Origin of the sequence: Corynebacterium gottingense (genome assembly GCF_007559235.1) — a bacterium.
Taxonomy (GTDB): Bacteria; Actinomycetota; Actinomycetes; order Mycobacteriales; family Mycobacteriaceae; genus Corynebacterium; species Corynebacterium gottingense.
Genome location: NZ_VMHH01000001.1, coordinates 325,888 through 351,962, shown reverse-complemented (window position 1 = coordinate 351,962; position 26,075 = coordinate 325,888). Strand labels below are relative to the sequence as shown.

General features: G+C 66.3%; 25 protein-coding genes. 22 read left to right on the top strand and 3 right to left on the bottom strand.

Annotated features, from left to right (window positions below):
• The first annotated feature begins 178 nt into the window (after positions 1 to 178).
• From rimM to FPH17_RS01660, 11 genes are all read left to right on the top strand, one after another.
• The gene (rimM, locus tag FPH17_RS01710) at positions 179 to 679 is read left to right on the top strand and encodes a ribosome maturation factor RimM (RefSeq protein ID WP_154878437.1); all 501 of its coding nucleotides are present in this window, start codon (positions 179 to 181) and stop codon (positions 677 to 679) included.
• Complete coding sequence (trmD, locus tag FPH17_RS01705) at positions 672 to 1,880, top strand: tRNA (guanosine(37)-N1)-methyltransferase TrmD (RefSeq protein ID WP_154878436.1); 1,209 nt, start codon at positions 672 to 674, stop codon at positions 1,878 to 1,880. The genes rimM and trmD overlap by 8 nt, the downstream gene beginning before the upstream one ends.
• The gene (locus FPH17_RS01700; protein ID WP_154878435.1) at positions 1,877 to 4,195 is read left to right on the top strand and encodes a Tex family protein; all 2,319 of its coding nucleotides are present in this window, start codon (positions 1,877 to 1,879) and stop codon (positions 4,193 to 4,195) included. The genes trmD and FPH17_RS01700 overlap by 4 nt, the downstream gene beginning before the upstream one ends.
• 113 nt (positions 4,196 to 4,308) lie before the next feature.
• Positions 4,309 to 4,656: a 50S ribosomal protein L19 gene (gene rplS, locus FPH17_RS01695; protein WP_095277476.1), complete on the top strand. Its 348-nt coding sequence runs from the start codon at positions 4,309 to 4,311 to the stop codon at positions 4,654 to 4,656.
• A gap of 292 nt (positions 4,657 to 4,948) precedes the next feature.
• Complete coding sequence (gene lepB, locus FPH17_RS01690) at positions 4,949 to 5,638, top strand: signal peptidase I (RefSeq protein WP_095277473.1); 690 nt, start codon at positions 4,949 to 4,951, stop codon at positions 5,636 to 5,638.
• 15 nt (positions 5,639 to 5,653) lie between these two features.
• A complete protein-coding gene (locus FPH17_RS01685) occupies positions 5,654 to 6,310 on the top strand; it encodes a ribonuclease HII (RefSeq protein WP_154878434.1) in 657 nt (218 codons plus the stop codon).
• Complete coding sequence (locus tag FPH17_RS01680; RefSeq protein ID WP_095277469.1) at positions 6,307 to 6,615, top strand: DUF2469 domain-containing protein; 309 nt, start codon at positions 6,307 to 6,309, stop codon at positions 6,613 to 6,615. Before FPH17_RS01685 ends, FPH17_RS01680 begins: the two co-directional genes overlap by 4 nt.
• Before the next feature lie 210 nt (positions 6,616 to 6,825).
• Positions 6,826 to 7,251, top strand: coding sequence for a YraN family protein (locus FPH17_RS01675; RefSeq protein WP_154878433.1), 426 nt, complete (start codon positions 6,826 to 6,828; stop codon positions 7,249 to 7,251).
• The gene (locus tag FPH17_RS01670; protein WP_154878432.1) at positions 7,238 to 8,782 is read left to right on the top strand and encodes a YifB family Mg chelatase-like AAA ATPase; all 1,545 of its coding nucleotides are present in this window, start codon (positions 7,238 to 7,240) and stop codon (positions 8,780 to 8,782) included. Before FPH17_RS01675 ends, FPH17_RS01670 begins: the two co-directional genes overlap by 14 nt.
• Positions 8,779 to 9,972 (top strand): DNA-processing protein DprA, encoded by a 1,194-nt coding sequence (locus FPH17_RS01665; protein ID WP_154878431.1) that lies wholly within the window; start codon positions 8,779 to 8,781, stop codon positions 9,970 to 9,972. Before FPH17_RS01670 ends, FPH17_RS01665 begins: the two co-directional genes overlap by 4 nt.
• A gap of 11 nt (positions 9,973 to 9,983) precedes the next feature.
• Positions 9,984 to 10,883, top strand: coding sequence for a tyrosine recombinase XerC (locus FPH17_RS01660; RefSeq protein WP_095277461.1), 900 nt, complete (start codon positions 9,984 to 9,986; stop codon positions 10,881 to 10,883).
• Between the two features lie 9 nt (positions 10,884 to 10,892).
• Here FPH17_RS01660 and FPH17_RS01655 read toward each other — a convergent pair whose 3' ends face one another.
• On the bottom strand, positions 10,893 to 11,402 hold the full coding sequence (locus FPH17_RS01655; RefSeq protein ID WP_154878430.1) for a M23 family metallopeptidase: 510 nt from the start codon (positions 11,400 to 11,402) through the stop codon (positions 10,893 to 10,895).
• A gap of 294 nt (positions 11,403 to 11,696) precedes the next feature.
• Between FPH17_RS01655 and rpsB the strand changes: the two genes are divergently transcribed.
• The 3 genes from rpsB to pyrH all read left to right on the top strand — a co-directional run bounded on the left by rpsB (position 11,697) and on the right by pyrH (position 14,658).
• Complete coding sequence (gene rpsB / locus FPH17_RS01650) at positions 11,697 to 12,656, top strand: 30S ribosomal protein S2 (RefSeq protein WP_095277456.1); 960 nt, start codon at positions 11,697 to 11,699, stop codon at positions 12,654 to 12,656.
• Between the two features lie 257 nt (positions 12,657 to 12,913).
• Complete coding sequence (gene tsf, locus FPH17_RS01645; RefSeq protein ID WP_095277453.1) at positions 12,914 to 13,732, top strand: translation elongation factor Ts; 819 nt, start codon at positions 12,914 to 12,916, stop codon at positions 13,730 to 13,732.
• A gap of 242 nt (positions 13,733 to 13,974) precedes the next feature.
• Entirely contained in the window at positions 13,975 to 14,658 is a 684-nt protein-coding gene (gene pyrH / locus FPH17_RS01640; protein ID WP_238397303.1) for a UMP kinase, read from the top strand.
• Positions 14,659 to 14,726: 68 nt separating this feature from the next.
• On the opposite strand, the gene FPH17_RS01635 is transcribed toward pyrH, so the two are convergent.
• On the bottom strand, positions 14,727 to 15,848 hold the full coding sequence (locus tag FPH17_RS01635; protein WP_154878428.1) for an amidase family protein: 1,122 nt from the start codon (positions 15,846 to 15,848) through the stop codon (positions 14,727 to 14,729).
• Positions 15,849 to 15,919: 71 nt separating this feature from the next.
• Here FPH17_RS01635 and frr point away from each other — a divergent pair, with 71 nt between their 5' ends.
• From frr to rlmN, 3 genes are all read left to right on the top strand, one after another.
• Positions 15,920 to 16,477 carry a ribosome recycling factor gene (gene frr / locus FPH17_RS01630; RefSeq protein ID WP_095277445.1) on the top strand — a complete coding sequence of 186 codons (558 nt, stop codon included), beginning with the start codon at positions 15,920 to 15,922 and terminating at the stop codon, positions 16,475 to 16,477.
• A 206-nt stretch (positions 16,478 to 16,683) separates the two neighbouring features.
• Complete coding sequence (locus FPH17_RS01625; protein ID WP_238397302.1) at positions 16,684 to 17,508, top strand: phosphatidate cytidylyltransferase; 825 nt, start codon at positions 16,684 to 16,686, stop codon at positions 17,506 to 17,508.
• A gap of 69 nt (positions 17,509 to 17,577) precedes the next feature.
• Positions 17,578 to 18,681 (top strand): dual-specificity RNA methyltransferase RlmN, encoded by a 1,104-nt coding sequence (gene rlmN, locus FPH17_RS01620; RefSeq protein ID WP_154878427.1) that lies wholly within the window; start codon positions 17,578 to 17,580, stop codon positions 18,679 to 18,681.
• A gap of 111 nt (positions 18,682 to 18,792) precedes the next feature.
• Here the strand turns inward: rlmN and FPH17_RS01615 are convergent, their stop codons facing one another.
• Positions 18,793 to 19,359, bottom strand: a complete 567-nt coding sequence (locus tag FPH17_RS01615) for a DUF2631 domain-containing protein (protein WP_154878426.1) — start codon at positions 19,357 to 19,359, stop codon at positions 18,793 to 18,795.
• Positions 19,360 to 19,588: 229 nt separating this feature from the next.
• Between FPH17_RS01615 and dxr the strand changes: the two genes are divergently transcribed.
• The 5 genes from dxr (at position 19,589) to map (ending at position 25,992) form a co-directional block, all read left to right on the top strand.
• Positions 19,589 to 20,755 carry a 1-deoxy-D-xylulose-5-phosphate reductoisomerase gene (gene dxr, locus FPH17_RS01610; RefSeq protein WP_154878425.1) on the top strand — a complete coding sequence of 389 codons (1,167 nt, stop codon included), beginning with the start codon at positions 19,589 to 19,591 and terminating at the stop codon, positions 20,753 to 20,755.
• A 12-nt stretch (positions 20,756 to 20,767) separates the two neighbouring features.
• Positions 20,768 to 21,976, top strand: coding sequence for a M50 family metallopeptidase (locus FPH17_RS01605; protein WP_154878424.1), 1,209 nt, complete (start codon positions 20,768 to 20,770; stop codon positions 21,974 to 21,976).
• 29 nt (positions 21,977 to 22,005) lie between these two features.
• Positions 22,006 to 23,166: a flavodoxin-dependent (E)-4-hydroxy-3-methylbut-2-enyl-diphosphate synthase gene (gene ispG, locus FPH17_RS01600; RefSeq protein ID WP_095277430.1), complete on the top strand. Its 1,161-nt coding sequence runs from the start codon at positions 22,006 to 22,008 to the stop codon at positions 23,164 to 23,166.
• Positions 23,167 to 23,228: 62 nt separating this feature from the next.
• On the top strand, positions 23,229 to 25,040 hold the full coding sequence (locus FPH17_RS01595; RefSeq protein WP_154878423.1) for a penicillin-binding transpeptidase domain-containing protein: 1,812 nt from the start codon (positions 23,229 to 23,231) through the stop codon (positions 25,038 to 25,040).
• Positions 25,041 to 25,092: 52 nt separating this feature from the next.
• Positions 25,093 to 25,992: a type I methionyl aminopeptidase gene (gene map / locus FPH17_RS01590; protein ID WP_154878422.1), complete on the top strand. Its 900-nt coding sequence runs from the start codon at positions 25,093 to 25,095 to the stop codon at positions 25,990 to 25,992.
• Positions 25,993 to 26,075 lie beyond the last annotated feature (83 nt).

Sequence of the window (26,075 nt, the reverse complement as noted above, 5' to 3'; positions counted from 1 at the left end):
TTGCGTCCTTAAGCGGTCGAGGTTGGTGCGGCGGCAGCTTCTTGCCCGGCATCGTGACACAGATTACGTATACCTTCAATGGCTTCGCTATGTCGCACATCCTGGAGCCACAAGAGGCAGCCCACGTTGCTTGATCTCGGCGGAGTCGCCCCATTCGCCGCTGGTAGCCTTGTGCTTCATGGAAATGCTTATCGGTCGCGTAGTGAAATCCCACGGTATTCGGGGTGAGGTTGCCGTGGAGTTGTTGACGGAGGAATCCGAAGACCACATTGTTGCCGGGGCAGTGCTCACAGGCCGCCAAGCTGGTAAAGAGCAGCGGCTGACAGTGAAGACGGTGCGTCCACATCAAAAGCGCCTCTTGGTTAGCTTCGAGGAGATCCCCGACCGCACTGCCGCCGACAGCCTTCGCGGCATGAAGTTTTATGCCGAGCCACTAGAGCGTGACGCGGAGGAGGACGGCTACTACGACCACGAGCTCATAGGCCTCGAAGTGCGCATGGATAAGGCACGCATTGGCGAGGTCACCGGTGTCATGGACACCCCGAACCGCAAGATCCTCGAAGTGGACTACCAGGGCAGGGAAGTGCTCATTCCCTTCGTCATGGACATCGTCCCGGAGGTGGACCTGGAGCAGGGCTACCTGACTATCACCCCGCCGGAGGGGCTGCTCGATGTCTAGCACACCCCAGCTCCGCCTCGACGTCGTCACCATCTTCCCCGAATACCTGGAGCCGCTGCGGCATGCGTTGCTGGGCAAGGCGATTGAGCAGGGGATTCTGGAGGTCGGTGTGCACGACTTGCGGCAGTGGGGCGAGGGAAATCACAAGTCCGTGGACGCCCCGCCGCTCGGCGGCGGTCCCGGCATGGTGATGAAGCCGGACGTGTGGGGCCCGGCGCTTGACGCGGTCGCCGCGGGCACCTCCGATATGGTCGAGCTCACGACCGCCGCGGCGCACAGGAACGATAAGGTGCGTCACGACCAACGCAACGAGGTCGCCCCGCGGCCCTACGACGCGCGCGACATCCGCGACGGCGAGGACCCAGACGCCCCGCTGTTGCTCGTGCCCACCCCCGCGGGCGCGCCGTTTTCGCAGGCGGATGCTCAGGCGTGGTCGCGCGAGCGGCATATCGTCATCGCGTGCGGGCGCTACGAGGGGATAGACCAGCGCGTCTTTGAGGACGCGGCGCAGCGCTACCGCGTGCGAGAGGTGTCCATCGGAGACTACGTGCTCATCGGTGGCGAGGTCGCCACGCTTGTGATCGCGGAAGCGGTCACCCGGCTCATCCCGGGCGTGCTGGGCAATACGCAAAGCCACGAGGACGACAGCTTTTCCGACGGGCTGCTCGAGGCCCCCAGCTACACCAAGCCGCGCAGCTGGCGCGGGATTGATGCCCCGGAGGTCCTTTTTTCCGGCGATCACGGCAAGGTGGAGCGGTGGCGTCGGCAAGCATCGCTCTCCCGCACGCAGGCGGTACGCCCGGACCTTGTCGCCCGCGCACGCGAGCGCGACGAGCTCACCGACGAGGACACCTTTTACCTCGATTCCCGCCCAGTGATCACCGGCCTCGATGTCCTCCTCGACCCCCGCAGCTGGTCGAAGGTGCGCAAGCGGTTGCGCCGCGAGCTCGCCAAGGTCGGCTACCGCATTGACAACGCCACGCTCACCGAGCGGAAAGGTCCCGTTTGCTTCGAGCCGTCGATGCTCGAGCAGGTCTACGAGCAGGAGCACGGGCGCGCGCCCGCAGAGCCGCTGTGCCAGCTCGAGATCACCGGGCGCACCACGCTGAGCAACGCTGAGGCGACTAAGGCCGTGGTGGCCGCGCTGCCGCGGGGTACCCAGTGGGTGGGCACGACGCGGTCGCTAAACTCACACGAATGACATCTCTCGCAGCGACCATCGCGACAGAACTCAACGTACAACCATCCCAGGTCGAGGCGGCGCTGAAGCTGCTCGCCGAAGGCAACACGGTCCCGTTCATTGCCCGCTACCGCAAGGAGGCAACGGGCGGCCTCGACGACGCGCAGCTGCGCCACATCGAGGAGCGTCACACGTACCTCGTGGAGCTTGAGGAGCGCAAGCAGGCGGTCATCGAGGCGATCGAGGAGCAGAGCAAGCTCACCGACGAGCTCAAGCGCGCCATCCTCGACGCCGACACGAAGGCCCGCGTGGAGGACCTCTACCTCCCGTACAAGAAGCGCCGGAAGACGAAGGCGGACATCGCGCGCGAGGCAGGACTCGAGGAGCTCGAGCAATTGCTTATCGACGCTCCCACGTCCGACCCCGCAATCCTGGCCGAAAAGTTCCTCTGTGAGGGCTTCGAGGACACGAAATCGGCCCTCGACGGGGCCCGCGCAATCCTGGTGGACAGGTTTGCCACCGACGCGGACCTGGTCGGCGAGGTACGCGAGCGCCTCTACACCACAGGCACGATGCGCTCTGGCGTCGTGGAAGGCAAAGAAGCCGAAGGCGCTAAGTTTAAGGACTACTTCGACTTCAACGAGCCGTTCGAGTCCTTGCCCTCACACCGCATCCTGGCGCTGCTGCGCGGCGAGAACGAAGGCGTGCTCACACTGGATCTGGATGCGGGCGACGAGTCCGTCTACGAGGGCATGATCGCCGAGCGCTTCGACCTGCCGGTGAAAGACAGCGAGTGGCTGGCCAAGGCAGTGAAGTGGGGGTGGCGCACGAAACTGCAGGTCTCCGCAAACCTGGATACCCGCGTGCGTTTGAAGGAGAAAGCGGAAGAGGGTGCCCTCGAGATCTTCAAGACGAACCTGCGCGACGTGCTGCTGGCCGCCCCGGCGGGCCAGCGGTCCACCCTCGCCCTGGACCCGGGGTATCGCAACGGCGTGAAGTGCGCGGTCATCGACGGCACCGGCAAGGTCCTGGATACCACGATCGTCTACCCGCACCAGCCGCAGAACCAGTGGCAGCAGGCGGTGCAGACCCTGTCCACGCTGTGTGCGCAACACGGTGTGGAGCTCATCGCGGTGGGCAACGGCACCGCGAGCCGCGAGTCGGAAAAGCTCGCCGGCGAGGTCGCGGATCTTATCGCCCAGGCGGGCGGGCAGCGCCCGACCCCGGTCGTGGTCTCCGAGTCCGGCGCGTCCGTCTACTCTGCGAGCCCGATTGCGGCTGAGGAGTTCCCGGACATGGACGTTTCCCTGCGCTCTGCCGTCTCCATCGCGCGGCGCCTGCAGGACCCGCTCGCGGAGCTGGTGAAGGTCGACCCGAAGTCCATCGGCGTGGGCCAGTACCAGCACGACGTGAACCAGGCTGCGCTCGCCCGCACGCTGGACGCGGTGGTCGAGGACGCGGTGAACTCGGTCGGCGTGGATCTCAACACGGCATCCGCACCGCTGCTCGAGCGCGTGGCGGGGGTGAGCGCCACCATTGCGAAGAACATTGTGGCCTACCGTGACGAGCACGGCTCCTTCACCTCGCGCAAGGAGCTCGGCAAGGTGCCGCGCCTGGGCCCGAAGGCGTTCGAGCAGTCCGCTGGCTTTTTGCGCGTGCAGGGCGCCGCGAACCCCCTCGACGCGTCGGCGGTGCACCCCGAGGCGTACCCCGTGGTTGAGCGGATTGCCGCGGCGACGGGGCTGGACACCAAGGGGCTCATCGGCAACAGTGCCGTGCTGACCAAGCTCAAGCCCGCCGACTTCGCCGACGAGACCTTCGGCGTGCCCACCGTGACCGACATCATCGCCGAGCTGGATAAGCCGGGCCGCGACCCGCGCCCGGAGTTCAAGACGGCCACGTTTAAGGAAGGCGTGAACAAGGTCAGCGACTTGACCCCGGGCATGATCCTCGAGGGCACCGTGACCAACGTCGCCGCGTTTGGCGCGTTCGTTGACGTCGGGGTGCACCAGGACGGCCTGGTCCACGTCTCCGCGATGAGCAAGCAGTTCGTCTCGGACCCGCACGACGTGGTGCGCTCCGGCGAGGTGGTCAAGGTGAAGGTCGTGGAGGTCGACGTTGAGCGTCAGCGCATCGGCCTGAGCTTGAGGCTTGACGACGAACCCGGGCAGGACCCCAAGCGCGGCGGCGGCAAGCCCGCCGGAAAGCCCGGCGGCAAGCAGCAGCGGGGCGGGAAGCAGCGTCGCGGCGGGAAGGGGCGCGGTGGCGTCGATAAGCGAGGGGCTCAAGGCGGGTCGATGGCGGACGCACTGAAGCGAGCGGGATTTGGTAAATGACCCGGGCTTATGTAAGCTTTCTCGAGTTGTTGTAGGCGACATGAACCAGCCGAGCGCCCGTTTGGGAGAAGCCGCTAGGGTCCTCTGTCCTTAAACGTAAAGGATTGCTTCATATGAGCAACGGCATTATTGATCTTGTAGACGCAGGTCAGCTGCGCGATGACATCCCGGACTTCCGCGCCGGCGACACGCTTGACGTGCACGTGAAGGTGATCGAGGGTTCGGTCACCCGTACCCAGGTCTTCACCGGCTTCGTTGTGCGTCGCCAGGGTGGCGGCATCCGCGAGACCTTCACCGTGCGTAAGGTCTCCTTCGGTATCGGCGTTGAGCGTACCTTCCCGGTGCACTCCCCGAACATCGAGAAGATCGAGGTCGTTCGCAAGGGTGACGTTCGCCGTGCGAAGCTGTACTACATGCGCGATCTGCGCGGTAAGGCAGCCCGCATCAAGGAGCGTCGCTAGTTTGCGGCACCGGCGCCCCGCCCACTGACACGATTCGGTGGGCGGGGCGTTTTTGTATGACCGGCCGACCGGCGCTGCTAGAGTATGCGAGGTGACGAACGTGAATGGACCAGTAAGCGGCTCGAACCCAGGCAGGGGAGAGTCGGAGTACCCGCGTGACACGACGGTGCCCTCTGTGCCGGCCGGTTCAGGCGCGCGCGCCGGGGCGGAAGACCGTGCCGCTCAGGGGAAGGCGGGCAAGCCAGGGAAGTCTGGCTCGTTGGATTCGCCGGAATCCTCGGAGTCCAAGGAGATGCCGTGGTACGTGGAAATCCCCATGGTCATCGTGCTGACGCTTGTGTTCATCTTCCTCATCCAGACCTTCATCGGGCGCCTGTACGTGATCCCGTCCGGGTCAATGGAGCCGACCCTGCACGGCGAGAACGGGTCGGGGGACCGCATCTTCGTGGAGAAGCTCACCTACGCCTTTGACGACCCGGAGCCCGGCGACGTGATCGTTTTCAAGGGCACGGACTCGTGGAACACCGGGTTTGAGACCAACCGCTCCGACAACCCGGTGATCCGCGGCGTGCAGGAAGTTGGCTCGTGGGTGGGCCTCGTACCCAAGGACGAGAACACGCTGGTCAAGCGAATCATCGCCGAGGGTGGGCAGACCGTGTCCTGCCAGGAGGGCGACCCGGCCGTCATGGTGGACGGCCAGCCGATCCAGCAGGACTACATCATGACGCCCTCGTACTACCCGGTGGACCCGTCGACCGGCTCCGACGCGTGCGGTGGACAGTACTTTGGCCCGCTCGAAGTGCCGGAAGACCACTATTTCATGATGGGCGACAACCGCACGAATTCCTCCGACTCTCGCTACCACATGGGCGACGGCGAAGAGGGGACGATTCCGCGTGAGAACATCCGCGGCAAGGTCCTCGGCATCGTCTTCCCGCTGAACCGTTTCGGCGGCGTGGAGAGCCCGGACATCCAGCAGTAGGCTGGTTCGCTGTCGATGGCTCGTGTCCGCAGGCTCAAACAGCTGCGCACCTACGAGGTAGCGCTGAACAACGCCGGGCTGGGCCCGGTAGCCGGTGTGGACGAAGCAGGACGGGGTGCCTGCTTTGGCCCGATTACGATCGCCGCGTGCGTGCTCCCGACACGCCCGGTAAGGGAGCTCGAGGGACTGACCGACTCGAAGCGGCTTACGGCGCGCCGCCGCGAGCTGCTCTTCGACCCCATTCGCGAGTGCAGTTTGGCGTACGGGATCGTGCATATCCCGGCCGCGGAGATTGACCACCGCGGCATCCAGGCCGCCAACCTGGACGGCGCGCGCCGCGCCGTCGCCCAACTAGAGATCCAGCCTGGCTACGTGCTCATGGACGGCTTCCGCGTGCCCGGTATGCCGGCCGCGCAACTTCCCGTGGTCGGCGGGGACGCCGCGGCGCGGTGCATTGCGGCGGCGAGCATCTTGGCCAAGGTGAGCCGCGATCGTCTCATCACACAGATGGCGCAGCAGTATCCCGGTTACGGGTTGGAGGGGCACAAGGGCTACGGCACGAAGGCGCACATGGATGCGGTGCGCCGCCACGGCGCGACCCCGGAACACCGCTATAGTTATGCAAACGTCAAGCAGGCGATCGAGTGTTACGAAAAAGGGGTGCTTGCATGAGCGCTGAGGAACTGGACAACTACGAGTCTGAGGTGGAGCTGTCGCTGTACCGGGAGTACCGCGACGTAGCCAGCCAGTTCTCCTACGTGGTGGAAACGGACCGCCGTTTCTACCTGGCCAACGCGGTCGAGCTGATCCCGCACACCGAGGGCAAGGACGTGTATTACGAGGTCCGCATGTCCGACTGCTGGGTGTGGGACATGTACCGCGCCGTGCGTTTCGTGCGCTACGTCCGCGTTATCACCTACAAGGACGTGAACATTGAGGAGCTGGATAAGCCCGACCTGACCTTCCCAGACCGCTAAACACCACGGTTGATCGCTTCCCTCATCGGGCGGCGACGACCGGGAAGCAACACCTGTGGCGCAGTATCCTGCGCCACTTTTTTCGTTTGTGATGGAACCGCGGCCACTTTTCCGGAGTCTAACTAAGTACGGGGTTTTACCCCCGCACTGAAAACAATGCTCGTTAAGACACGGTAAGACACCGTCAGACACGGACTCTCAGGAGGGGCCATGCACCATCGCACATCACACCACGACCCGCACCAGCGTTCCGGGCCGCCGATCGGCCTGAATGACCAGTACGAGCTGGGGTACGCGGGGGAGGCGGGCGCGATCGCGTGGTACGAGGAGCTGGGCTACCAGCTGCTCGCGCACCGCGCCCGCGTGAAGGCGGGCGAGATTGACGCGGTGCTGCGCGCGCCGGACGGGACCGTCGTGTTCCTTGAGGTCAAAACGCGCCGCGGCACAGCGTTCGGCGCGGCGGAGTCGGTCACACCCCGCAAGCTCGCCACGATGCGGCGCTGCGCCGGGCAGTGGCTGAGCCAGCATCACCTGCCTGGGGCACGGTGGGCGCGCTTCGACGTGGTTGAGGCGGTCTTCGACGGCACGCAGCTGCACTTCCACCGCTTCGAGGGGATCGAAGATGGCGCTTGCTAGCACCCAAACCGCAACGGTTGAGGGCGTCGTCGCCCACCCGGTCACCGTGGAGGCCAACGTGGGCCCTGGGCTACCCGGCGTCCACATGGTCGGGCTTGGCGACGCCGCCGTGAAGGAATCCCGCGAGCGCATCCGCACCGCTGTCGCCAACGCATCGCTGCCGTGGCCGCGCACCAAGATCATGGTCTCCCTCTCGCCGGCGCACCTGCCCAAAGCCGGATCGCATTTCGACCTGCCAGTCGCCCTGGCGGTACTGGGCAGCATGGACCCGCGCACCCAGCGCACCATCGGACGCACACTCTTCCTCGGTGAGCTCGCCCTCGACGGTACCCTGCGCAGGGTCGAAGCGATCCTGCCGATGCTCCTGCAAGCACGCAGCCGCACCGACATCGACACCATCGTCGTCCCCACGGCCAACGCTGACGAGGCAGCACTCATCGCCGATCCCCGCACGTTCACCGCCGATTCGCTCACGCACGTATGGAGCTGGCTTCTCGACGCCACGCCGCTCCACCCCGTCGCCCCCGTTGCCCCCGGCACCTCAGCGCGCTCGGGGAGCGGGGCGGCTGCGCTCGACTTCGTGGACATCGCCGGCCAGGTCCTCGAGCGGCGCGCGATGGAAGTCGCCGCCGCCGGCGGCCATCACCTGATGATGGTGGGGCCGCCCGGGTCCGGGAAGTCGATGCTGGCGGAGCGGCTGCCGTCGATCATGCCCCCGCTCACCGACGCCGAACGGATCGAGTGCACGGCGCTGCACCAGGCCGCGGGGATCGCCAAAGGCGCGCTTGTGCAGGAGCGGCCGTTTATCGCGCCGCACCCGTCGTTGACCAAGGCGGCGCTGCTGGGCGGCGGGGCGCACATCCCGCTGCCAGGAGCGGTGAGCCAGGCTCACCACGGCGTGCTTTTCCTCGACGAAGCCTCCGAGATTCCCGCCCGCGTTCTGGACGCGCTGCGCATTCCGCTGGAGCAGCGGGAGGTGCAGCTCCAGCGCGGGCGCCGGACCGTGCGGTACCCGGCCGCCTTCCAGCTGATCCTGGCCGCGAACCCGTGCCCCTGCGGCGGGGAGGCAACGCGGTGCCGCTGCACACCGGGGGAGCGGGCGCGGCACCTTGCCAACATCTCCGGCCCGCTGCGCGACAGGCTGGACCTGTACGTGCGCACGACGGCGCAATCGGCGGTGCTCAGCCCGGAGGATGCCGAGCCGTCCGCCGTCATCGCCGACCGCGTCGCCGCGGCGCGGGAACGCGCAGCCAGCCGGTGGGCTCAGGCCGGGGTCGGTGGGGAGGAGGCCGCGACCAACGGCGCGGTGGCGTCGACACTGATCCGGAGGCACTACCCGGCCGATGAGACCGGCATGATCTTCCTCTCCAACAAACTCGGGCACGGCGAGCTGACGCAGCGAGGCGTGGACAAGGTGCTCAAGCTGGCGTGGACGCTCGCCGACCTCGAGGCTGCCGACACCCCTGACATCGACCACGTCGCGCGGGCTGCGGAGATGCACGCGCCCGCGCCAGAGGAGGAGGCAGCATGACGCCCAGCAACCTTGAGTCCTGGGCCTACCTCTCCCGCGTGATCGAGGGCCCCTCCCGCCACCTCCAGGAGATGCTGCGCGCCGGCCGCGACGCCAACGAGATCGCCCACGGCATCCGCACCCGGGCGAGCTGGCTCGGCCCACTGGCTGGCACGACGGAGCGCCGGTACGACTGGGACCACCCGGCGGCAGACCTGGAGACAGCGCACGAGCACGGCTACAGCCTGCTCACCCCGGAACACGCGGGGTGGCCGAGCGAGCGCATCGAGGAGTCCTTTGTCGCGGGAGCATTGCACAGCCGGGAAAACATGGACTTCGCCATCGCGGACGGGTCGGCCCCGCACGCTCTGTGGGTGCGCGGTGCGACCGACCTGGCGGCGCTGATCGCGCAGTCGGTGGCCTTTGTGGGCACGCGAGCGTCGAGTAGCTATGGGCATCAAGCCACGCAAGACCTCGTGGGCTCGGTGGCCAAGCAGCGCTACACCGTTGTCTCTGGCGGGGCGATCGGCATCGACACGGTGGCGCACGAGACCGCACTCGCGGCGGGCACGCCGACCATCGCGGTGGCTGCGTGCGGGCCCGGGGTGGTGTACCCGAAGCGCAACGAAAAGCTCTTCCGGCGCATCGTCGCCGCGGGAGGCGCGCTGGTGACGGAATACCCGCCGGGGGTGACGCCGGATCGGCACCGCTTTCTCACGCGCAACCGGCTCGTCGCCGGGCTGACGCAGGGCAGCGTGGTGGTTGAGGCGGCCTTTCGCTCCGGCGCGCTGAATACGCTGAAGTGGGCGCGCTACTACAACCGGCAGGCGATGGCGGTGCCGGGGTCAATACTCGGACCCAACTCGCTCGGCACCAACCTGGCAATTCGCGCCGGGAACGCCACGATGGTGCTCAGCGGAGACCAGATCCACGAGCAGTGCGGTCACATTGGCCAGATCGATGCGGAGGGGCAGCTTGAGATGCAGTTTCAGGCAGACCCAATCCAGCAGCTCAGCCACAACGAACTCCGCGTGTTTGATGCCACCCCGCCCGCCGCCTCACCGGGGCGCGACGCCGAGCGCATTGCCGCCGACGCCGGGTTGAGCACGGGTCTCACCGTCCACCTCCTCATGGAACTCGAGCGGCGTGGCCTGGTCCAGCGTGAGCGCAGGCAGTGGTCCCGCGCAGTGCGCAGCAAGGAGAATGCGTAAACTCCTGGGGCATGAGTGACTTCAGTGCCGAGTCGCAGTTCCTTGCCGCCGTCGCGGATTTTGCCGACTACGCCCGCGACGTGCGCAACCGCTCCGGCAACACCGTGAAGGCCTACGAGGCGGACCTGCGCAGCCTGTCCAGCTACGTCACCACCTTGGACGAATTCACGCTGGAGACGTTGCGCACCTGGCTTGCCGACGCCTCCCGCGCCGGCAAAGCACGCTCCACGCTCGCCCGGCGCACCGCCACCGCCCGCAGCTTCTCCACGTGGGCGACCAAACAGGGGTTGCTCCCGCGCGACGTCGCGGCGCGCCTGGTCACCTCCCAATCCCAGCGGCCACTGCCCACGGTGGTGAGCGCCACGCGCGCTGGTGACCTCGTCGAGGCCGACACAGCCGACGACACGCACCCCGCCGAGGCGCTGCGCGACCACGCCATCCTCGAATTGCTCTACGCCACCGGCATCCGCGTCGGCGAACTCACCGGCTTGAACACCGCGGACGTCGACTTCGCCCGACAGACGGCAAAGGTCACTGGTAAGGGCAACAAGCAGCGCACCGTGCCCTTTGGTGAGCGGGCCAGCCTGGCCGTGCAGGACTGGCTTGCACAGGGGCGTGGAGAGCTCGCCGCCGACACCGACGCGCTCTTCGTGGGCAGCCGCGGCGGGCGGATTGACCAGCGTCAGGTCCGGCGCATCGTCGAGCGGGCTGCCGAGCGCGCCGGGATCGCGGACGTCTCACCCCACACGCTTCGCCACACCGCGGCCACCCACATCCTGGAGGGCGGCGCGGACCTGCGTGTGGTGCAGGAGATGTTGGGGCACTCTAGCCTGCAGACCACGCAGATCTACACCCACGTCTCCGCCCAACGGCTGCGCAAGGTCTACGAGCAGGCGCATCCACGGGCGTAGGGGGTTGGTTTAGGGGACGGGTTTGAGCCGGATCAACGGGGCCGAGAGGAGCGAAAGCGGGTCGATGTAGCGCTCCTTACCCACGATCGCGCCCCAATGCAGGCCGTCGTGCCGGTTGGGCGCGTTGGCGGGGGAGTAGGCGAGCGCGCCGATGATGTCGCCCTCGCCGACGGGGTCCCCCTTGCGTAGCTCGGTGCGTACGGGTTGGTAGGTTGTGCGGATTCCATCCGCGTGGGCGATGGAGACGACAGGTGTGCCTGCAATCGTGCCCACGTAGTGGACGGTGCCGTCGCCGGCGGCGAGGACGGGGTCGCCGGGGCGGACGGCAAGGTCGACGCCGCGGTGGCCGGGTTGCCAGTTCTTCTCCGGGATGTCCGCGGGGCGGGTCACACGGGAAGCGTGCGAGGTGCCGGTGGTGGGGTCCACCCACGCGAGGGCCGGCGGGCAGGAGATGAGGAGCGTGAGGGTGGCGAGGATGAGGGCGGTGAGGGGTGGGGGTGGCGTCGTGAAGCGATACATGCCTCAGTTACATCACAACAAACGGTGCAAAGAAATCCTAAACGAAAAATCTGTGGATAGGTGCTGGAGGTTATCCACAACCGCACAGCGCAATTAGGATTTTGCGCCTGAGGTGCGTATACTCACTCGGGCAGTCCGCGCCTTGCGCGAGGCTGACTCCGCGCGCCGGCAAACGCCAGTCGAGCAACGGTCCCTGAAATGGGTGCGAGGCGGGCACGGTGCCAGGGTGCGGGATAAAAACCCGCACGTTTGACCAGTATTAACCGAACTATTTTCTCCAAAGGAGACATTCCCATGGCAGTTGTAACCATGCGCGAACTCCTCGACGCAGGTGTGCACTTTGGCCACCAGACGCGTCGTTGGAACCCGAAGATGCGTCGCTTCATCTTCACCGACCGCAACGGCATCTACGTCATCGACCTGCAGCAGACGCTGACCTACATCGACGAGGCATACGAGTTTGTCAAGGAGACCGTCGCGCACGGCGGCACCCTTCTGTTCGTCGGTACCAAGAAGCAGGCACAGGAGCCGATCCAGGAAGAGGCAGAGCGCGTCGGCATGCCGTACGTGACCCACCGCTGGCTCGGTGGCATGCTCACCAACTTCCAGACCGTGTCCAAGCGAATCGCCCGCATGAAGGAACTGCAGGCGATGGACGCAGCCGAGGACGGCTACGCCGGCCGCGGTAAGAAGGAAATCCTCATGCTCACCCGCGAGCGCACCAAGCTCGAGCGCGTCCTCGGCGGCATCTCTGAGATGACCAAGACGCCGTCCGCGCTGTGGATTGTGGATACCAACAAGGAGCACATCGCCGTCAACGAGGCACAGAAGCTGCGTATCCCCGTTGTCGCTGTGCTGGACACCAACTGTGATCCGGACCTGGTTGACTTCCCGATCCCGGGCAACGACGACGCCATCGGCGCCGTGAAGCTGCTCACCCACATCGTGGGCGAGGCAGTTGTGGCCGGTAAGCAGCAGCGCGAGGAGCGCCAGCTGGCAGCCGCCCGCGACGCAGCAGGCGACAACGACGCCAAGCTGCAGGCCGAGGCATCCGAGGCTGCTGCGAACGCAGCGTCCTCCGACGATGTCTCCGCTGCCGACGCGGCCAAGGCCGCCGCTGCCGCCGAGGCAGCAGCGCCGCAGGAGGTCGCACCGGTTGAGCAGCCGCACGCAGTGCGCGCCGCTGAGCAGGCAGCCGAGGCTGAGAAGGCCAAGAAGGCTGAGCAGGAGGAGAACTCCGAGAAGGAGTCCTAAGCCGAACCGGCACCCCTGACACATGCACCCCGCGTCTTCGGTTCACGTCCGCCCCACTTCACTGGGCCGGGACGCGAGCGAAGCGCGGGGTGTAGTGCATCCAAGGGCTGCTAGCATTTTCTAGCGTGCCGACTCACGCAAAGTCGGCTACCCTTTACACGATTACTTATCACAGCCAATTTTGGTTGCTTGTGGGCGCGTGGGCGTCGATAAGCTGCCCAAAATTGCACAAACCTTACGAGGAGGATCGCCCCAACATGGCGAACTACACTGCAGCAGACGTGAAGAAGCTCCGCGAGATCACCGGCTCCGGCATGATGGACTGCAAGAAGGCACTCCAGGAGACCGACGGCGACTTTGAGAAGGCCGTTGAGAACCTGCGCATCAAGGGCGCAAAGGACGTGGGCAAGCGCGCTGAGCGCAACGCCCTCGAGGGCCTCGTTGCAGTTTCCGGCAACACCATCGTGGAGATCAACGCAGAGACCGACTTCGTGGCCAAGAACCAGGAGTTCAAGGACCTCGCCGCTAAGATCGCCGACGCCGCTGCCGCTGTGAAGGCGAACTCCCAGGAGGAGCTGGCAAACGCTGACGTGGACGGCCAGACCGCGCACGAGGCGCTGCAGGTCCTGTCCGCGAAGATCGGCGAGAAGCTCGAGCTGCGCCGCGCCGCCACCGTCGAGGGCGACAACGTTGCGAAGTACCTGCACCAGCGCTCCGCGGACCTGCCGCCGGCCGTGGGCGTGCTCGTTGCCTACACCGGTGACAACGAGGAGGCTGCTCACCAGGTCGCTCTGCAGATCGCCGCGATGAAGGCTCGCTTCCTCAAGCAGGAGGACATCCCGGCCGAGGTCGTGGAGAAGGAGCGCGCCGTGCAGGAGGAGATCACCCGCAACGAGGGCAAGCCCGAAGCTGCCATCGAGAAGATCGTCCAGGGCCGCATGGGCGGCTTCTACAAGGACGTCGTCCTGCTGGACCAGCCGTCCCTCGCAGACTCCAAGAAGACCGTGAAGCAGTTCACGGAGGAGAGCGGCATCGAGGTCACCGACTTCGTGCGCTTCGAGGTCGGCCAGGCGTAAGCAATTTGCTTATCGACGATGCCGTGAGCCCCGTCGAGCCTGTTCCGCTCTAGCGCCCTGCCCCCGGGAAACCGGGGCGGGGCGCTTTCGCGTTCTTTGCAGTGCGTTTACCTGCTTACGGGGGAACTGGTTAGAATCGGTGGCGAATACGCAAGCTTTCGATTCACCACCCGGCATTTGTGCATAAGGAGTGTCACACCGTGACTGATTTCGCCCTCAACCGCAACGGATTCAAACGCGTCATGCTCAAGCTTGGCGGTGAGATGTTCGGCGGCGGCAAGGTCGGCATCGACCCGGACGTGGTGGACAGCGTCGCCTCCCAGATCGCCGAGGTGGCCAAGGCGGGCACCGAGGTCGCCGTGGTCATCGGCGGCGGCAACTTCTTCCGCGGAGCGGAGCTGCAGAAGCGCGGCCTGGACCGCGCGCGTTCTGACTACATGGGCATGCTCGGCACCGTCATGAATTGCCTGGCGCTGCAGGACTTTTTGCAGCAGAAGGGCGTGGACTGCCGCGTGCAGACCTCCATCAACATGGCGCAGATCGCTGAGCCGTACCTGCCGCTGCGCGCCGCCCGCCACCTGGAGAAGGGGCGCGTGGTCATCTTCGGCGCCGGCATGGGCATGCCATACTTCTCTACCGACACCACCGCGGCGCAGCGCGCGCTGGAGATCGGGTGCGAGGTCCTACTGATGGCCAAGGGCGTCGACGGCGTCTACGACGACGACCCACGCACCAACCCGGACGCCAACCTGCTTACCGAGGTCTCGCCGCGCGAGGTGCTTGAGCAGGGCCTCAAGGTGGCGGACGCCACCGCGTTCTCCCTCTGCATGGACAACAACATGCCGATCCTGGTGTTTAACTTGCTCAAGGAGGGCAACATCGCCCGCGCCGTTGCCGGTGAACAGATTGGGACCCTGGTGGCCTAGGCGTCCCTTCGGTGAGTGGGGAAATTTTACGCACTCTCGTCATGTGCGCGCCGCCCCAGGATCACCACTTACCCCTCGCGACCCAGGAGCCCTTCCACCTGCCAGGCGAGGTTGAGCAGCTCCGTCGCGTTGACGGCGGGGCGCGCCGCGCTCCCGAGTACACCCAGGTGGATGCCTCCGATCGCGATCGCGGCGCTGCCGGTGACGTTGAACACCGAGCACCATGGCGACCAGACCGTCTGCTGGTAGAAGCTCTCCTCGGGAGACAAGGACGGGAAGTACCCCAATCGCGGCGGGTCGAAGGCCAGGGTGGGAGAGAGGACTACGTCGACGTCCCACTGCCGGGCAAGCAGGTGCGGGAGCACGTCCAGGTGCTCGCGGACGCCGCGCATCTGGGCGCGGGTGACGCGCGCCCCCTCCTGCGTGAGCCACTGGAGGTACTCGCTGTCCAGCGGGTCGACGCTGGTGAAGGAGCGCTTGATGCGGCGGGAGAAGTGCGCGAAGGTGTCGCCCGCCTGGGCGTAGGCGCGCAACGGGACGACGTCGTGGTGGAGGGAGAGCGCCCCCGCCAGCTGGTCCACCGCGTCCGCGCGGGAGGGTGAGAGATGGGAGGGGGCGAGGAGGGCGTCGAGAAGCACCCCGACCCGCAAGCGTCGCGGATGCGTGGGGCGCATGCCGTAGATCGTGCACTGGTCGGCGACGGTGCGGGTAAGGAAGCCGTGCGCGGCGACGTGGGGCGAGGCGGGCTTGAAGCCGACGATGTCGCACGCCGCGGCGGGCACGCGCAGCGAACCGCCGGCGTCCGTTCCGTGCGCCGCGCGGACTTGGCCTTCCGCCACCGCAACCGCGGCGCCGGTAGAGGAGCCGCCGGGCGTGCGGCCGGCGAACGCTGGGGACTCGAGCACCGGGACGCCGGGGCGCTCGGCGTAACAGGTGGCGCCCAGCTCGGAAGTGAGTGTTTTGCCGGGGATGGTCGCGCCGGCGTCGAGAAGCATGGGCACGATGGCGTCCGTGCGGCGCGCCACGTAGCTGCGGGCGGGGTTGCCGTTGGTGGTGGGCCAGCCGGCGACGTCAACGGAGTCCTTTACCGGGATGTCCCAGCCCGCGAGTCTGGTGCGGGACGGAGCGGCAGCGGCGTCGACGGGCGGGGGCGCCAGGGGAGCGCGGAAGGAGAACGCCGATTGCTGCATGGCAACAGTGTAGGCGGGGCGAGCGCTGGTAGATTAGTGGGGAACGTTAACGAGCAAAAGGTAGGTAAACCATGATTGATGATGTCCTGTTGGACGCAGAAGAGCGCATGACTTCCTCGGTGGAGCACACCCGCGAGGAGCTGGTCACCATCCGTACCGGCCGCGCCAACCCCGCAATGTTCAACGGCGTCATGGCGGAGTTCTACGGTGCGCCGACCCCGATCAACCAGATGGCCACCATCTCCGTGCCGGAGCCGCGCATGCTGCTGATCAAGCCCTACGACATGTCTACCCTCCAGGAGATTGAGAACGCGATCCGCAACTCCGACCTGGGCGTGAACCCGACCGATGACGGCCAGGTCATCCGCGTCACGGTGCCGCAGCTCACCGAGGAGCGCCGCAAGGACCTGGTCAAGCACGCGAAGCAGAAGGGCGAGGAAGGCAAGATTGCCATCCGCAACGTCCGCCGCCAGGGCATGGACCAGCTGAAGAAGATCCAGAAGGACGGCGACGCCGGCGAGGACGAGGTCAAGACCGCCGAGCAGTCCCTGGACAAGACCACGCAGGGCTACGTCGCGCAGATTGATGAGCTGGTGCAGCGCAAGGAAGACGAGCTGATGGAGGTCTAACCTCCCGCACAGTCGCGCAACTATCCGCCAATTGAGGCACGCCGTGGACATCGCGCCGTGGCGCCGGACGAGACCGAAGCGAGGAGCCAGTGCAACCACACCGCAACGAGCAGAGCGATCTTGACAACCGGAGGGTTGCGGAGAGGTCCAGGTGGCCGTCGTTAAGGCTCAAGGCACCCACGCCGAAGAACAATGCGGGGCGCGACCTGACCGCCGCGATCACGACGGCGGTGGTGCTCGGCTCGCTGGTAATCGGTGCGCTGTTGGTGGGCCCGTTGGCCTGGTACCCGCTTGTTGCCGTGGCGGTGGCGCTGGCCATGTGGGAAGTGCTCACGCGCCTGCGCGAAGCCGGGTACCAGCAGCCGCGCACGCTCCTGGTCATCCTGGGGCAGATCATGCTGTGGGCCTCCGCCACGTACGAGACGGCCGGCCTGGTCACGGGGTTCGCGTTCACGGTCCTCTTCCTCATGTTCTACCGGCTATTCCCCAACGGCCGCCACACCAAGCCCGAGAACTACCTGCGCGATACCGGTGTGGGCATCTTCGTCCTCGTGTGGATCCCGCTCTTCGGGAGTTTCGCCGCGATGATCTCGCTTATCGACGAAGGTGCCCTCCCCGCCAGCCGCTTCATCGCCGCATTCATGCTCTGCGTCGTAGCCAACGACGTCGGCGGCTACGCCGCGGGCGTCATGTTCGGCTCGCACCCGATGGCGCCCGCGATCAGCCCAAACAAGTCGTGGGAGGGCTTCGCCGGCTCCGTGGTGTTTGGCGTGCTCACCGGCATAGCCGTGGTGCACTTCCTCATCCAGGGACCCTGGTGGATGGGCGTGGTGTGGGGCGTTGCGCTTGTCCTCTGCGCCACCATGGGCGACCTCGTGGAGAGCCAGTTCAAGCGCGAGCTGGGAATCAAGGACATGTCGAACTTGCTTCCCGGCCACGGCGGGCTGATGGACCGCTTGGACGGGATGCTGCCTGCCGCCAGCGCGACCTACATGCTGCTCAACGCCGCGGCGATCATGAACCCGCTCTAGCGGCCCTGGCAGCGAACGGGCCGCGTAGATTAGTCAAGACGCGGGTTACGTGCCAAAATAGGGCACACTATGAGCGACGTATCCAAGATCCAACTCCTTTCCCCGAAGCGCGGCATGCCGCCGAAGCACTTTGCGGACCTAACCAAAGAGGAACGCGTCGAGGCCCTCAAGGAGCTCGGGCTGCCGAAGTTCCGCGCGGACCAGATCGCGCGCCACTACTACGGCAAGTTCGAGGCGGACCCGCTGACCATGACGGACCTCCCCGAGGCCCAGCGCCAACTGGTCAAGGACGCGCTGTTCCCAACCCTGCTCAACCCCGTGCGCACCGTGGAAACCGACGAGGGCGACACCACCAAGACCTTGTGGCGCCTGCACGACGGGATCCTGCTGGAGTCTGTGCTCATGCGATACCCGGACCGCGCCACACTGTGCATTTCCTCCCAGGCGGGCTGCGGCATGGCGTGTCCGTTCTGCGCCACCGGCCAGGGCGGTCTGGACCGCAACCTGTCCACCGCGGAGATTGTTGACCAGGTCCGCGCAGCCGCTGCGATGATGGCGGCGGAGGGCTCGCGGCTGTCCAACATCGTCTTCATGGGCATGGGCGAGCCGCTGGCCAACTACAACCGCCTGCTCTCCGCAGTCCGCCAGATCACCCAGCCCAGCCCGGATGGGTTTGGCATCTCGCAGCGCAACATCACCATCTCCACCGTCGGGCTCGCGCCGCAGATCCGTCGCCTTGCCGACGAGGGCCTCTCCGTCACTCTCGCCGTGTCGCTGCACACGCCTGACGACGAGCTGCGTGACACCCTCGTGCCCATCAACAACCGCTTTGCCGTCTCCGAGGTGCTTGACGCCGCGTCCTACTACGCGGATCAGACCGGTCGCCGCGTCTCCATCGAGTACGCGCTGATCCGGGACATCAACGATCAGGACTTCCGCGCCGACATGTTGGGCAAGAAGCTGCACAACGCCCTCGGGTCCCGCGTCCACGTGAACCTGATCCCATTGAACCCGACGCCGGGTTCCAAGTGGGACGCGTCCCCGCGCGACCGGCAGGACGAGTTTGTCCGCCGCGTGATCGCCCAGGGCGTCACCTGTACCGTGCGCGACACGAAGGGCCAGGAGATCGCCGCAGCCTGCGGCCAGCTCGCTGCCGACGAGCAGGCGGGGTAGGCCGGGCCCGCACGCGTGTGACGGCGAATACGCGGGGAAACTGACCGCCCGCAACCCGAGCATAAAAAGGCCGATCCCGTCTCCCGGGATCGGCCTTTTGCCTTGCTGCGGCTACTGCGCGGCGTGCTTGCCGCGCGGGGTGACCTCGACGACCTCGACGTCGTGGTCTGCGCGGTTCACGTGGACGGCGCCGTCCTTGCGCACGGCTGCGGAGCCGACCGTGGTGGCGTGGCGGTCACCGGCGGCAACGGCCTGCTGCGGTGCGCGCAGGTGCTGGATGCGGGCCGGGTCGATGTTCAGGGCGCGCAGCTGGCGCTCGTCCAGGTTGGCGTACGCGCCGGATAGGGTCTTCTGGTCGTAGCACCAGTCCGGTTCGACGTGGCCCTGCGGCTTGTTGTGGGCGGTGACAGTGCGCTTCTGGTTCAGCTTCGGCTGCGTCGCGTGCAGGATCAGACCCAGGGCGATGAGGACGGCAATGGCGATGAGCCAGATGGTCTCAACGTGGCCCTTGTGGTTACCAAAGTTGTAGGCGATGAGCACCAGAACGGACACCCAACCGGCGGCCTGGATCGTGCCGCGGCTCTGCTCGCTCCAACCGAAGCGTGCAGACGGGACGTCTGCCTCGGAAACGCCGTTGTACACCTCAGGTGCCTTTTCGTTCGCGTGGGCCACTGCCATACTCCTTCAAGTCAGCGCTAAATGCTTCGGCCCGTGCCCTTCCGCAGTGCGCTTTGTGCAGCGCAAACGGAATCGCAGCCGGAGCAGGAAACAATTCTGTGGACTATATTGTCATACTTCCGTGGCAATCGGTGACTTTGTACCCCTAATAGGTGCAAACTTTCGTCCGATCCGCCTGCCGTCGGTCCACCCGTCGAGCGGCGGCACCGGGGCGTGCAACAATGGCGGGGTGAAACGAATTGTCATTCTCGGCTCAACCGGATCAATTGGCACCCAGGCGTGCGAGGTTATTCAGGACAACCGCGACGCCTTCCAGGTGGTCGGCATCGCCGCCGGCGGACGCGACCCGCAGGCGATCATCACGCAGGCGAAGGAGTTTGGGCTCCAGCCCGGCCAAGTCGCTGTCCAGCGCGAGGACGCCGCGGCGCAGGTTGGTCAGGTCCTCGGCGGAGCCGTGCTGAGCGGTGAGGACGCGGCCCGGCAGCTCACCGAATCACAAGCCGCGGACGTGGTGCTCAACGCGCTTGTTGGGGCGGCGGGGTTGGCGTCGACAATCGCTGCCCTGCGCAGCGACGCCGTGCTGGCGTTGGCAAACAAGGAATCGCTCGTGGCCGGCGGCCAGGTCGTGCTGCGGGAGGCGAAGCCGGGCGCGCTGGTGCCGGTGGATTCGGAGCACTCCGCGATGGCGCAGGCACTGCGCGCGGGCCGCCGAGACGAGGTCGCCCGTTTCGTGCTCACAGCATCCGGCGGCCCGTTCCGCGGCCAGACTCGCGAGCAGATGTGGGGCGTCACGCCGGAACAGGCCGTCACCCACCCCACCTGGTCGATGGGCACGATGAACACGATCAATTCCGCAACCATGGTGAACAAAGGGCTCGAGCTCATCGAGGCGTCCCTGCTCTTTGACGTGGAGCCATCGCTTATCGACGTCACCGTCCACCCCCAATCCATCGTCCACTCCATGGTCACCTTCATCGACGGCGCGACGATCGCGCAAGCCTCGCCGCCGTCGATGAAGATGCCGATCGCGCACGCCCTCGCGTGGCCCGGCCGCGTCGCGGGCGCGCAGCCCTCGCTGGACTTCACAACCGCGTCGGAGTGGACCTTCGAGCCGCTGAACAACGAGGCGTTCCCGGCAGTGGAGCTTGCGCGCCAGGTGGCGAGCGCCGGCGACCCGTACCCGGCGATCTACAACGCCGCGAACGAGGTGGCCGTCGACGCGTTCTTTGATGGGAGGATCCGCTTCCCGCAGATCGTGGACACGATCGACGCCGTGCTTGACGCCGCGGGCAGCTATGCGCACACCCCGACGAGCGTCGAGGAGATCCTCGAGGTGGATGCGCAGGCTCGCCGGAGCGCGGCGGAAACCGCGGACGCGCTTGCGCGCAAACAGTAAGAGGGAACGCCCATGGGCATCATTGGTGTCGTCCTGTTTGCGCTCGGCATTGCTGTGTCGATTGCGCTTCATGAGGCGGGGCATATGGCGGTGGCCCGCGGCTTCGGAATGCGCGTGCGCCGCTACTTCATCGGTTTCGGGCCGACGGTGTGGTCGGTCACCCGCGGGCACACTGAGTACGGCGTAGCCGCCCTGCCGTTCGGCGGCTTTTGCGACATCGCCGGCATGACCGCGCAGGACGAGCTAGCCCCGGACGAGGCCCCGCTGGCCATGTACAAAAAGCCGTGGTGGCAGCGTGTGGCGGTGATGGCCGGCGGCATCGTAATGAACCTGTTCATCGGCGTCATCATCACCTACTTCGTGGCCGTTCTCGCCGCCATCCCGAACCCGTATGCGGATCGCACGCCCACGGTGGGTGAGCTGTCGTGCACCTCCGACCAGATCGACGCGGAGACACTCGCCCCGTGTGAGGGCGACTGCCCCGCCGCGCAAGCCGGCCTCCGCCCGGGGGACAAGCTGCTGGCTGTCAACGGCCAGGACATCGTCGCGTTTACGGAAGTGCGCGATTACGTCTTGGAGCGACCGGGCGAAACGGTGGCGCTCGACGTCCTCCGCGACGGCGCGGAGCTCACCGTCGACGTGCCCGTTGCGCGCGTGAAGCGCATCGACCCCGCCAGTGGGCAGGAGTTCGACGCGGGTGCTATCGGTGTGACGAGTGCGCCGGTCGCGGACGCGATGCGCCAGTTCGGGCCGCTTGAGGCGGTCCCGGCGACCGCGAAATTTACCGGTCAAATGTTGCACGCAACCGTCGATGGCATTCTCGCGTTCCCGAGCAAGATCCCGGGCGTCGTGGCATCCATCTTCGGCGCGGAGCGCGACGTCAACGGCCCAGTCAGCGTGATCGGCGCCTCCCGCGCTGGCGGTGAGCTGGTCCAGCAGGACCTGTGGTCCATGTTCTGGATGATGTTGGCCAGCATGAACTTCTTCCTCGCCCTGTTTAACCTCGTGCCGCTGCCTCCGCTGGACGGCGGGCATATCGCGGTGGTGCTGTATGAAAAGGTGCGCGACCTCGTCCGCAGGCTGCGCGGGCTCGGACCCGGCGGTCCGGCGGATTACCAGAAGCTGATGCCAGTGACGTACGCCATGGCTGCGGCGCTGCTTGTGGTGGGTCTCTTTGTTATGGCTGCGGACGTGGTGAACCCGATCCGCCTCGCTGGCTGAGCTCGCGTGCGGTGCTAGAGTTGGGCACTATGAATCTCCCCATCGGATTAGGTATTCCTGAAGGCCCGCCACCGACCCTGGCGGAGCGACGCAAGACCCGCCAGCTGATGGTGGGGAACGTGGGCGTGGGCTCCGAGCACCCGATCTCGGTGCAGTCCATGACCACGACGAAGACGCACGACATTAACGCGACGCTGCAGCAGATCGCGCAGCTGACCACCACCGGTTGTGACATCGTCCGCGTGGCGTGCCCGAAGACGGTGGACGCGGACGCGCTGCCGGCCATTGCGGCGAAGTCCCCAATCCCGGTGATCGCGGACATCCACTTCCAGCCCAAGTACATTTTCGCCGCCATTGATGCCGGCTGCGCTGCGGTCCGCGTGAACCCGGGCAACATCAAGGAGTTCGACGGCCGTGTGAAGGAGGTGGCGAAGGCAGCGGGCGAGGCCGGGATTCCGATCCGCATCGGTGTTAACGGCGGTTCGCTGGACAAGCGCCTGCTGGAGAAGTACGGCAAGGCTACCCCGGAGGCGCTCGTCGAGTCGGCGATTTACGAGGCCGGTCTGTTCGAGGAGTACGGTTTCGGCGACATCGCCATCTCTGTCAAGCACTCCGACCCGGTGCTGATGGTGGAGGCGTACCGTCAGCTGGCGGAGAAGACCGATTACCCGTTGCACCTCGGCGTGACCGAGGCAGGCCCGAAGTTCATGGGCACCATCAAGTCCTCCGTCGCGTTCGGCGCGCTGCTCTCGCAGGGCATCGGCGACACCATTCGTGTGTCCCTCTCCGCTGACCCGGTAGAGGAGATCAAGGTGGGCGACCAGATCCTGCAGTCGCTCAACCTGCGCCCCCGCAAGCTGGAGATCGTGTCCTGCCCGTCGTGCGGCCGCGCGCAGGTGGACGTGTACAAGCTTGCCGAGGAGGTCACCGCGGGTCTGGAGAACCTGGAGTACCCGCTGCGCGTCGCCGTGATGGGGTGCGTTGTCAACGGTCCGGGTGAGGCTCGCGACGCCGACCTGGGCGTCGCCTCCGGCAACGGCAAGGGCCAGATCTTTGTCAAGGGCGAGGTCGTGGAGACCGTCCCCGAGGCCGACATCGTGGAGACCCTGATCCGCCACGCGAACCGAATCGCGGAGGAAGAAGGCATGGAGAAGGGCGACGGCGGCGCCGAGGTCAAGGTCACGAACTAGACCGAAGCGTGCTGTGAGCGTGGCAGCGTCGGGCGAGTGCCCGGCGCTGCTATTTTTATCCCATGCAACGACTCCTCGCCCTGCTCACGGGCGCGGCTGTACTTACCACCGCGCTCGCCGCATGCACCCCGCGCCCCAACGATGCGCAACCCGTGGCACAGGAGATGCTTGAAGCGATCGCGTCCCGCGAGGTGGGGGAGCTCGATGCGCTTGTCGACGACCCCTCGACCGCCGCCACCTCCATCAACGAGAATTGGGACGGCCTCCAGGCCGAGGCGCTCGACGCCCGGATAACCAGCGTGAACCAGACGGAAAACCTCGCCACGGCCAACTACTCCATGAACTGGAAGCTGCCCCGCGGCCGCGAGCTCAACTACGACGGCCAGATGACGCTCACGCAGTCGGGTGAGAACTGGCAGGTGCGTTGGCAGCCGAGCGTCCTTCACCCGCGCCTTGGCGCCCACCAGCACCTGGAGCTGCGCTCGATCACGCCGAAGGAGGCGAGCGTCGTGTCTGCCGACGGCGTCGAGCTCCTGCGCCCCGGCGTTGCCTACCGCCTCTTGGTGGACAAGGACGCGATCGGCTCCGTGCCGGACACCGCGTTCAAGATCTCTCAGGCCCTCACTGCGGGCCACGAGGCGGATCGCGCGGTGCCGCTTCGCGACGCCGGCGAGCTCACCAACGAACTCGAAGGCGCAGGTGGCGTCTACTCCGCCGCCATGATCTCCCAGGCCGCGAAGGGGGTCGTGGAGCACGAGCTCAACGGCATCCCTGGGGTGCGGCTGAACGAAGAGGCGTCGATGGTCAACGCCGACCCCGCGTTCGCCCCGGACATCATGGCGCGGGTCGGCCAGCTGGTCCGCGATGACCTTGAGGGCGACGCGGGTTGGAACGTGAGCGTGGTGAACGAGAACGGGGCGGCCTATGAGGAGCTGGAGCGCGAAGACGCCGCGCCTGCGCCCGCCGTGCACATCAGCCTGGACCACCGGGTGCAGCAGGCAGCCGAGTCTGCGCTGGAGCCGGTTGCGGGCCAGCAGGCGATGATCGTGGCTATCCGCCCGTCCACCGGCGGCATCCTGGCTGTGGCTCAGACTCCCGCTGCCGACGCGGACGGTAACGTCGCGACGATGGGGCAGTACCCGCCGGGTTCGGCGTTCAAGATCATTACTGCGGCCGCGGGGATGGAGCGGCAGGGTCTGAATCCCGGTTCAACGGTTCCGTGCCCGGGCACGATGAACCTGTTCGGGAGGACCGTGACCAACTACGCCGGGTTCAGCCTGGGCAACGTCTCGTTGGAGTCTGCGTTCGCGCACTCCTGTAACACCTCGTTTGCCGATATTTCGACCCAGCTTGCCCCCGGAGAGCTGCAGGAGACGGGCAAGCAGTTCGGGCTCGGGCTGGACATGAACATTCCGGGGCTGGACACCATCACCGGGTCGATCCCCGAGGGCGAGGAGCCGTTGGACCGCACCGAGTCCGGCTACGGCCAGGGCTTGGATCTGGCGAGCCCCTTCGGCATGGCTCTGGTCGCGGCCACGGCTGCACACGGCCAGATGCCGGTCCCGTTCCTTATCCAGGGAAAGGAGACGGAAGTGGACGGCCAGGTGGGGCCGATGACTCCGGAAGTCGCCGCTCAGCTACAGCAGATGATGGCGGCCGTGACGGCCCCGGGCGGTACGGCGACGGGGATGACCGCCGGCGGGGATATACGCGGGAAGACCGGTGAGGCGGAGATCAATGGCGGCTCACACTCCTGGTTCGCCGGGTACAGGGCTGATGATGACATCGCCTTTGCCACCCTCATTGTGCTTGGAGGAGGCTCCGAAGCGGCGGTCGCGGTGACCGACCGGATGTTGCACAACCTCAACCCGTAGCGCGGTTTGGCGCGAATCGGGGTTTGCGCACTTGGGGACTACCATGGGGCGCATGAGTGCAAGAGGAAAGTTGAAGCCAGGAAAGCAGACACCGATCCGGAAGGTGCCCAAGGACATCGAGCGTCCGGAGTACGCGTGGAAGGACGACGTTCAGGAGAACGTCGGCGAGCCGCTCGTGCAGACGGCTGAGACTGTGGAGCGTATGCGCGAGGCGTCGAAAATTGCGGCAAACGCGCTTGCTGTGGCCGGCGCGGCGGTAAAGCCCGGTGTGACTACCGATGAGATCGATCGTATTGCGCACGAGTTCATGTGCGACCACGGCGCGTACCCGTCGACGCTGGGGTACCGCGGATTCACCAAGTCCTGCTGCGTGTCGCTGAATGAGATCGTGTGCCACGGGATTCCGGATACGACGGTGATTGAGGAAGGCGACATCGTTAACATCGATGTCACGGCGTACAAGAACGGAGTGCACGGGGATACGAATGCGACCTTCCTCGCTGGTGACGTGTCGCAGGAACACCGGGACCTGGTCGAGCGCACGTACAAGGCGACGATGCGCGGCATCAAGGCGGCAAAGCCTGGCCGCGAGATCAACGTGATCGGCCGCGTGATCGAGTCCTACGCGCAGCGCTTCGGCTACAACGTGGTCACGGACTTTACCGGTCACGGTGTGGGCACTACCTTCCACAACGGTCTGGTTGTGCTGCACTACGACTCCGATACGTACCGTGATGTGCTGGAGCCGGGAATGACGCTCACCGTGGAGCCGATGATCAACCTCGGAGGGCTCGAATACGACATCTGGGACGACGGCTGGACGGTGCAGAACCGAGACGGGGAATTCACGGCGCAGTTCGAGCACACCCTGGTGATCACCGACGACGGCAACGAGATCCTCACCATCCCGGACGAGCAGTACGCCGCCGGTCAGCTCATGCTGGGGAGCTAGGTTGGTTCTTCTCCGGGGCTGTGTCTTCGCCTTGACGGCGTGGCCTTGCACATGGCGCTAGCTCCATGTGGTCGGCGGGAACA

What these genes read in the sequence shown, in the direction of transcription:
- FPH17_RS01660 (WP_095277461.1), top strand. Translation starts at nt 9,984, where the DNA reads ATGAGTGACTTCAGTGCCGAGTCGCAGTTCCTTGCCGCCGTCGCGGAT.
- map (WP_154878422.1), top strand. Translation starts at nt 25,093, where the DNA reads ATGAGTGCAAGAGGAAAGTTGAAGCCAGGAAAGCAGACACCGATCCGG.
- rpsB (WP_095277456.1), top strand. Translation starts at nt 11,697, where the DNA reads ATGGCAGTTGTAACCATGCGCGAACTCCTCGACGCAGGTGTGCACTTT.
- FPH17_RS01700 (WP_154878435.1), top strand. Translation starts at nt 1,877, where the DNA reads ATGACATCTCTCGCAGCGACCATCGCGACAGAACTCAACGTACAACCA.
- tsf (WP_095277453.1), top strand. Translation starts at nt 12,914, where the DNA reads ATGGCGAACTACACTGCAGCAGACGTGAAGAAGCTCCGCGAGATCACC.
- trmD (WP_154878436.1), top strand. Translation starts at nt 672, where the DNA reads ATGTCTAGCACACCCCAGCTCCGCCTCGACGTCGTCACCATCTTCCCC.
- FPH17_RS01675 (WP_154878433.1), top strand. Translation starts at nt 6,826, where the DNA reads ATGCACCATCGCACATCACACCACGACCCGCACCAGCGTTCCGGGCCG.
- FPH17_RS01670 (WP_154878432.1), top strand. Translation starts at nt 7,238, where the DNA reads ATGGCGCTTGCTAGCACCCAAACCGCAACGGTTGAGGGCGTCGTCGCC.
- FPH17_RS01680 (WP_095277469.1), top strand. Translation starts at nt 6,307, where the DNA reads ATGAGCGCTGAGGAACTGGACAACTACGAGTCTGAGGTGGAGCTGTCG.
- ispG (WP_095277430.1), top strand. Translation starts at nt 22,006, where the DNA reads ATGAATCTCCCCATCGGATTAGGTATTCCTGAAGGCCCGCCACCGACC.
- rlmN (WP_154878427.1), top strand. Translation starts at nt 17,578, where the DNA reads ATGAGCGACGTATCCAAGATCCAACTCCTTTCCCCGAAGCGCGGCATG.
- FPH17_RS01595 (WP_154878423.1), top strand. Translation starts at nt 23,229, where the DNA reads ATGCAACGACTCCTCGCCCTGCTCACGGGCGCGGCTGTACTTACCACC.
- rplS (WP_095277476.1), top strand. Translation starts at nt 4,309, where the DNA reads ATGAGCAACGGCATTATTGATCTTGTAGACGCAGGTCAGCTGCGCGAT.
- frr (WP_095277445.1), top strand. Translation starts at nt 15,920, where the DNA reads ATGATTGATGATGTCCTGTTGGACGCAGAAGAGCGCATGACTTCCTCG.
- pyrH (WP_238397303.1), top strand. Translation starts at nt 13,975, where the DNA reads ATGCTCAAGCTTGGCGGTGAGATGTTCGGCGGCGGCAAGGTCGGCATC.
- FPH17_RS01665 (WP_154878431.1), top strand. Translation starts at nt 8,779, where the DNA reads ATGACGCCCAGCAACCTTGAGTCCTGGGCCTACCTCTCCCGCGTGATC.
- rimM (WP_154878437.1), top strand. Translation starts at nt 179, where the DNA reads ATGGAAATGCTTATCGGTCGCGTAGTGAAATCCCACGGTATTCGGGGT.
- FPH17_RS01655 (WP_154878430.1), bottom strand. Translation starts at nt 11,402, where the DNA reads ATGTATCGCTTCACGACGCCACCCCCACCCCTCACCGCCCTCATCCTC.
- FPH17_RS01635 (WP_154878428.1), bottom strand. Translation starts at nt 15,848, where the DNA reads ATGCAGCAATCGGCGTTCTCCTTCCGCGCTCCCCTGGCGCCCCCGCCC.
- FPH17_RS01605 (WP_154878424.1), top strand. Translation starts at nt 20,768, where the DNA reads ATGGGCATCATTGGTGTCGTCCTGTTTGCGCTCGGCATTGCTGTGTCG.
- lepB (WP_095277473.1), top strand. Translation starts at nt 4,949, where the DNA reads ATGCCGTGGTACGTGGAAATCCCCATGGTCATCGTGCTGACGCTTGTG.
- FPH17_RS01615 (WP_154878426.1), bottom strand. Translation starts at nt 19,359, where the DNA reads ATGGCAGTGGCCCACGCGAACGAAAAGGCACCTGAGGTGTACAACGGC.
- FPH17_RS01685 (WP_154878434.1), top strand. Translation starts at nt 5,654, where the DNA reads ATGGCTCGTGTCCGCAGGCTCAAACAGCTGCGCACCTACGAGGTAGCG.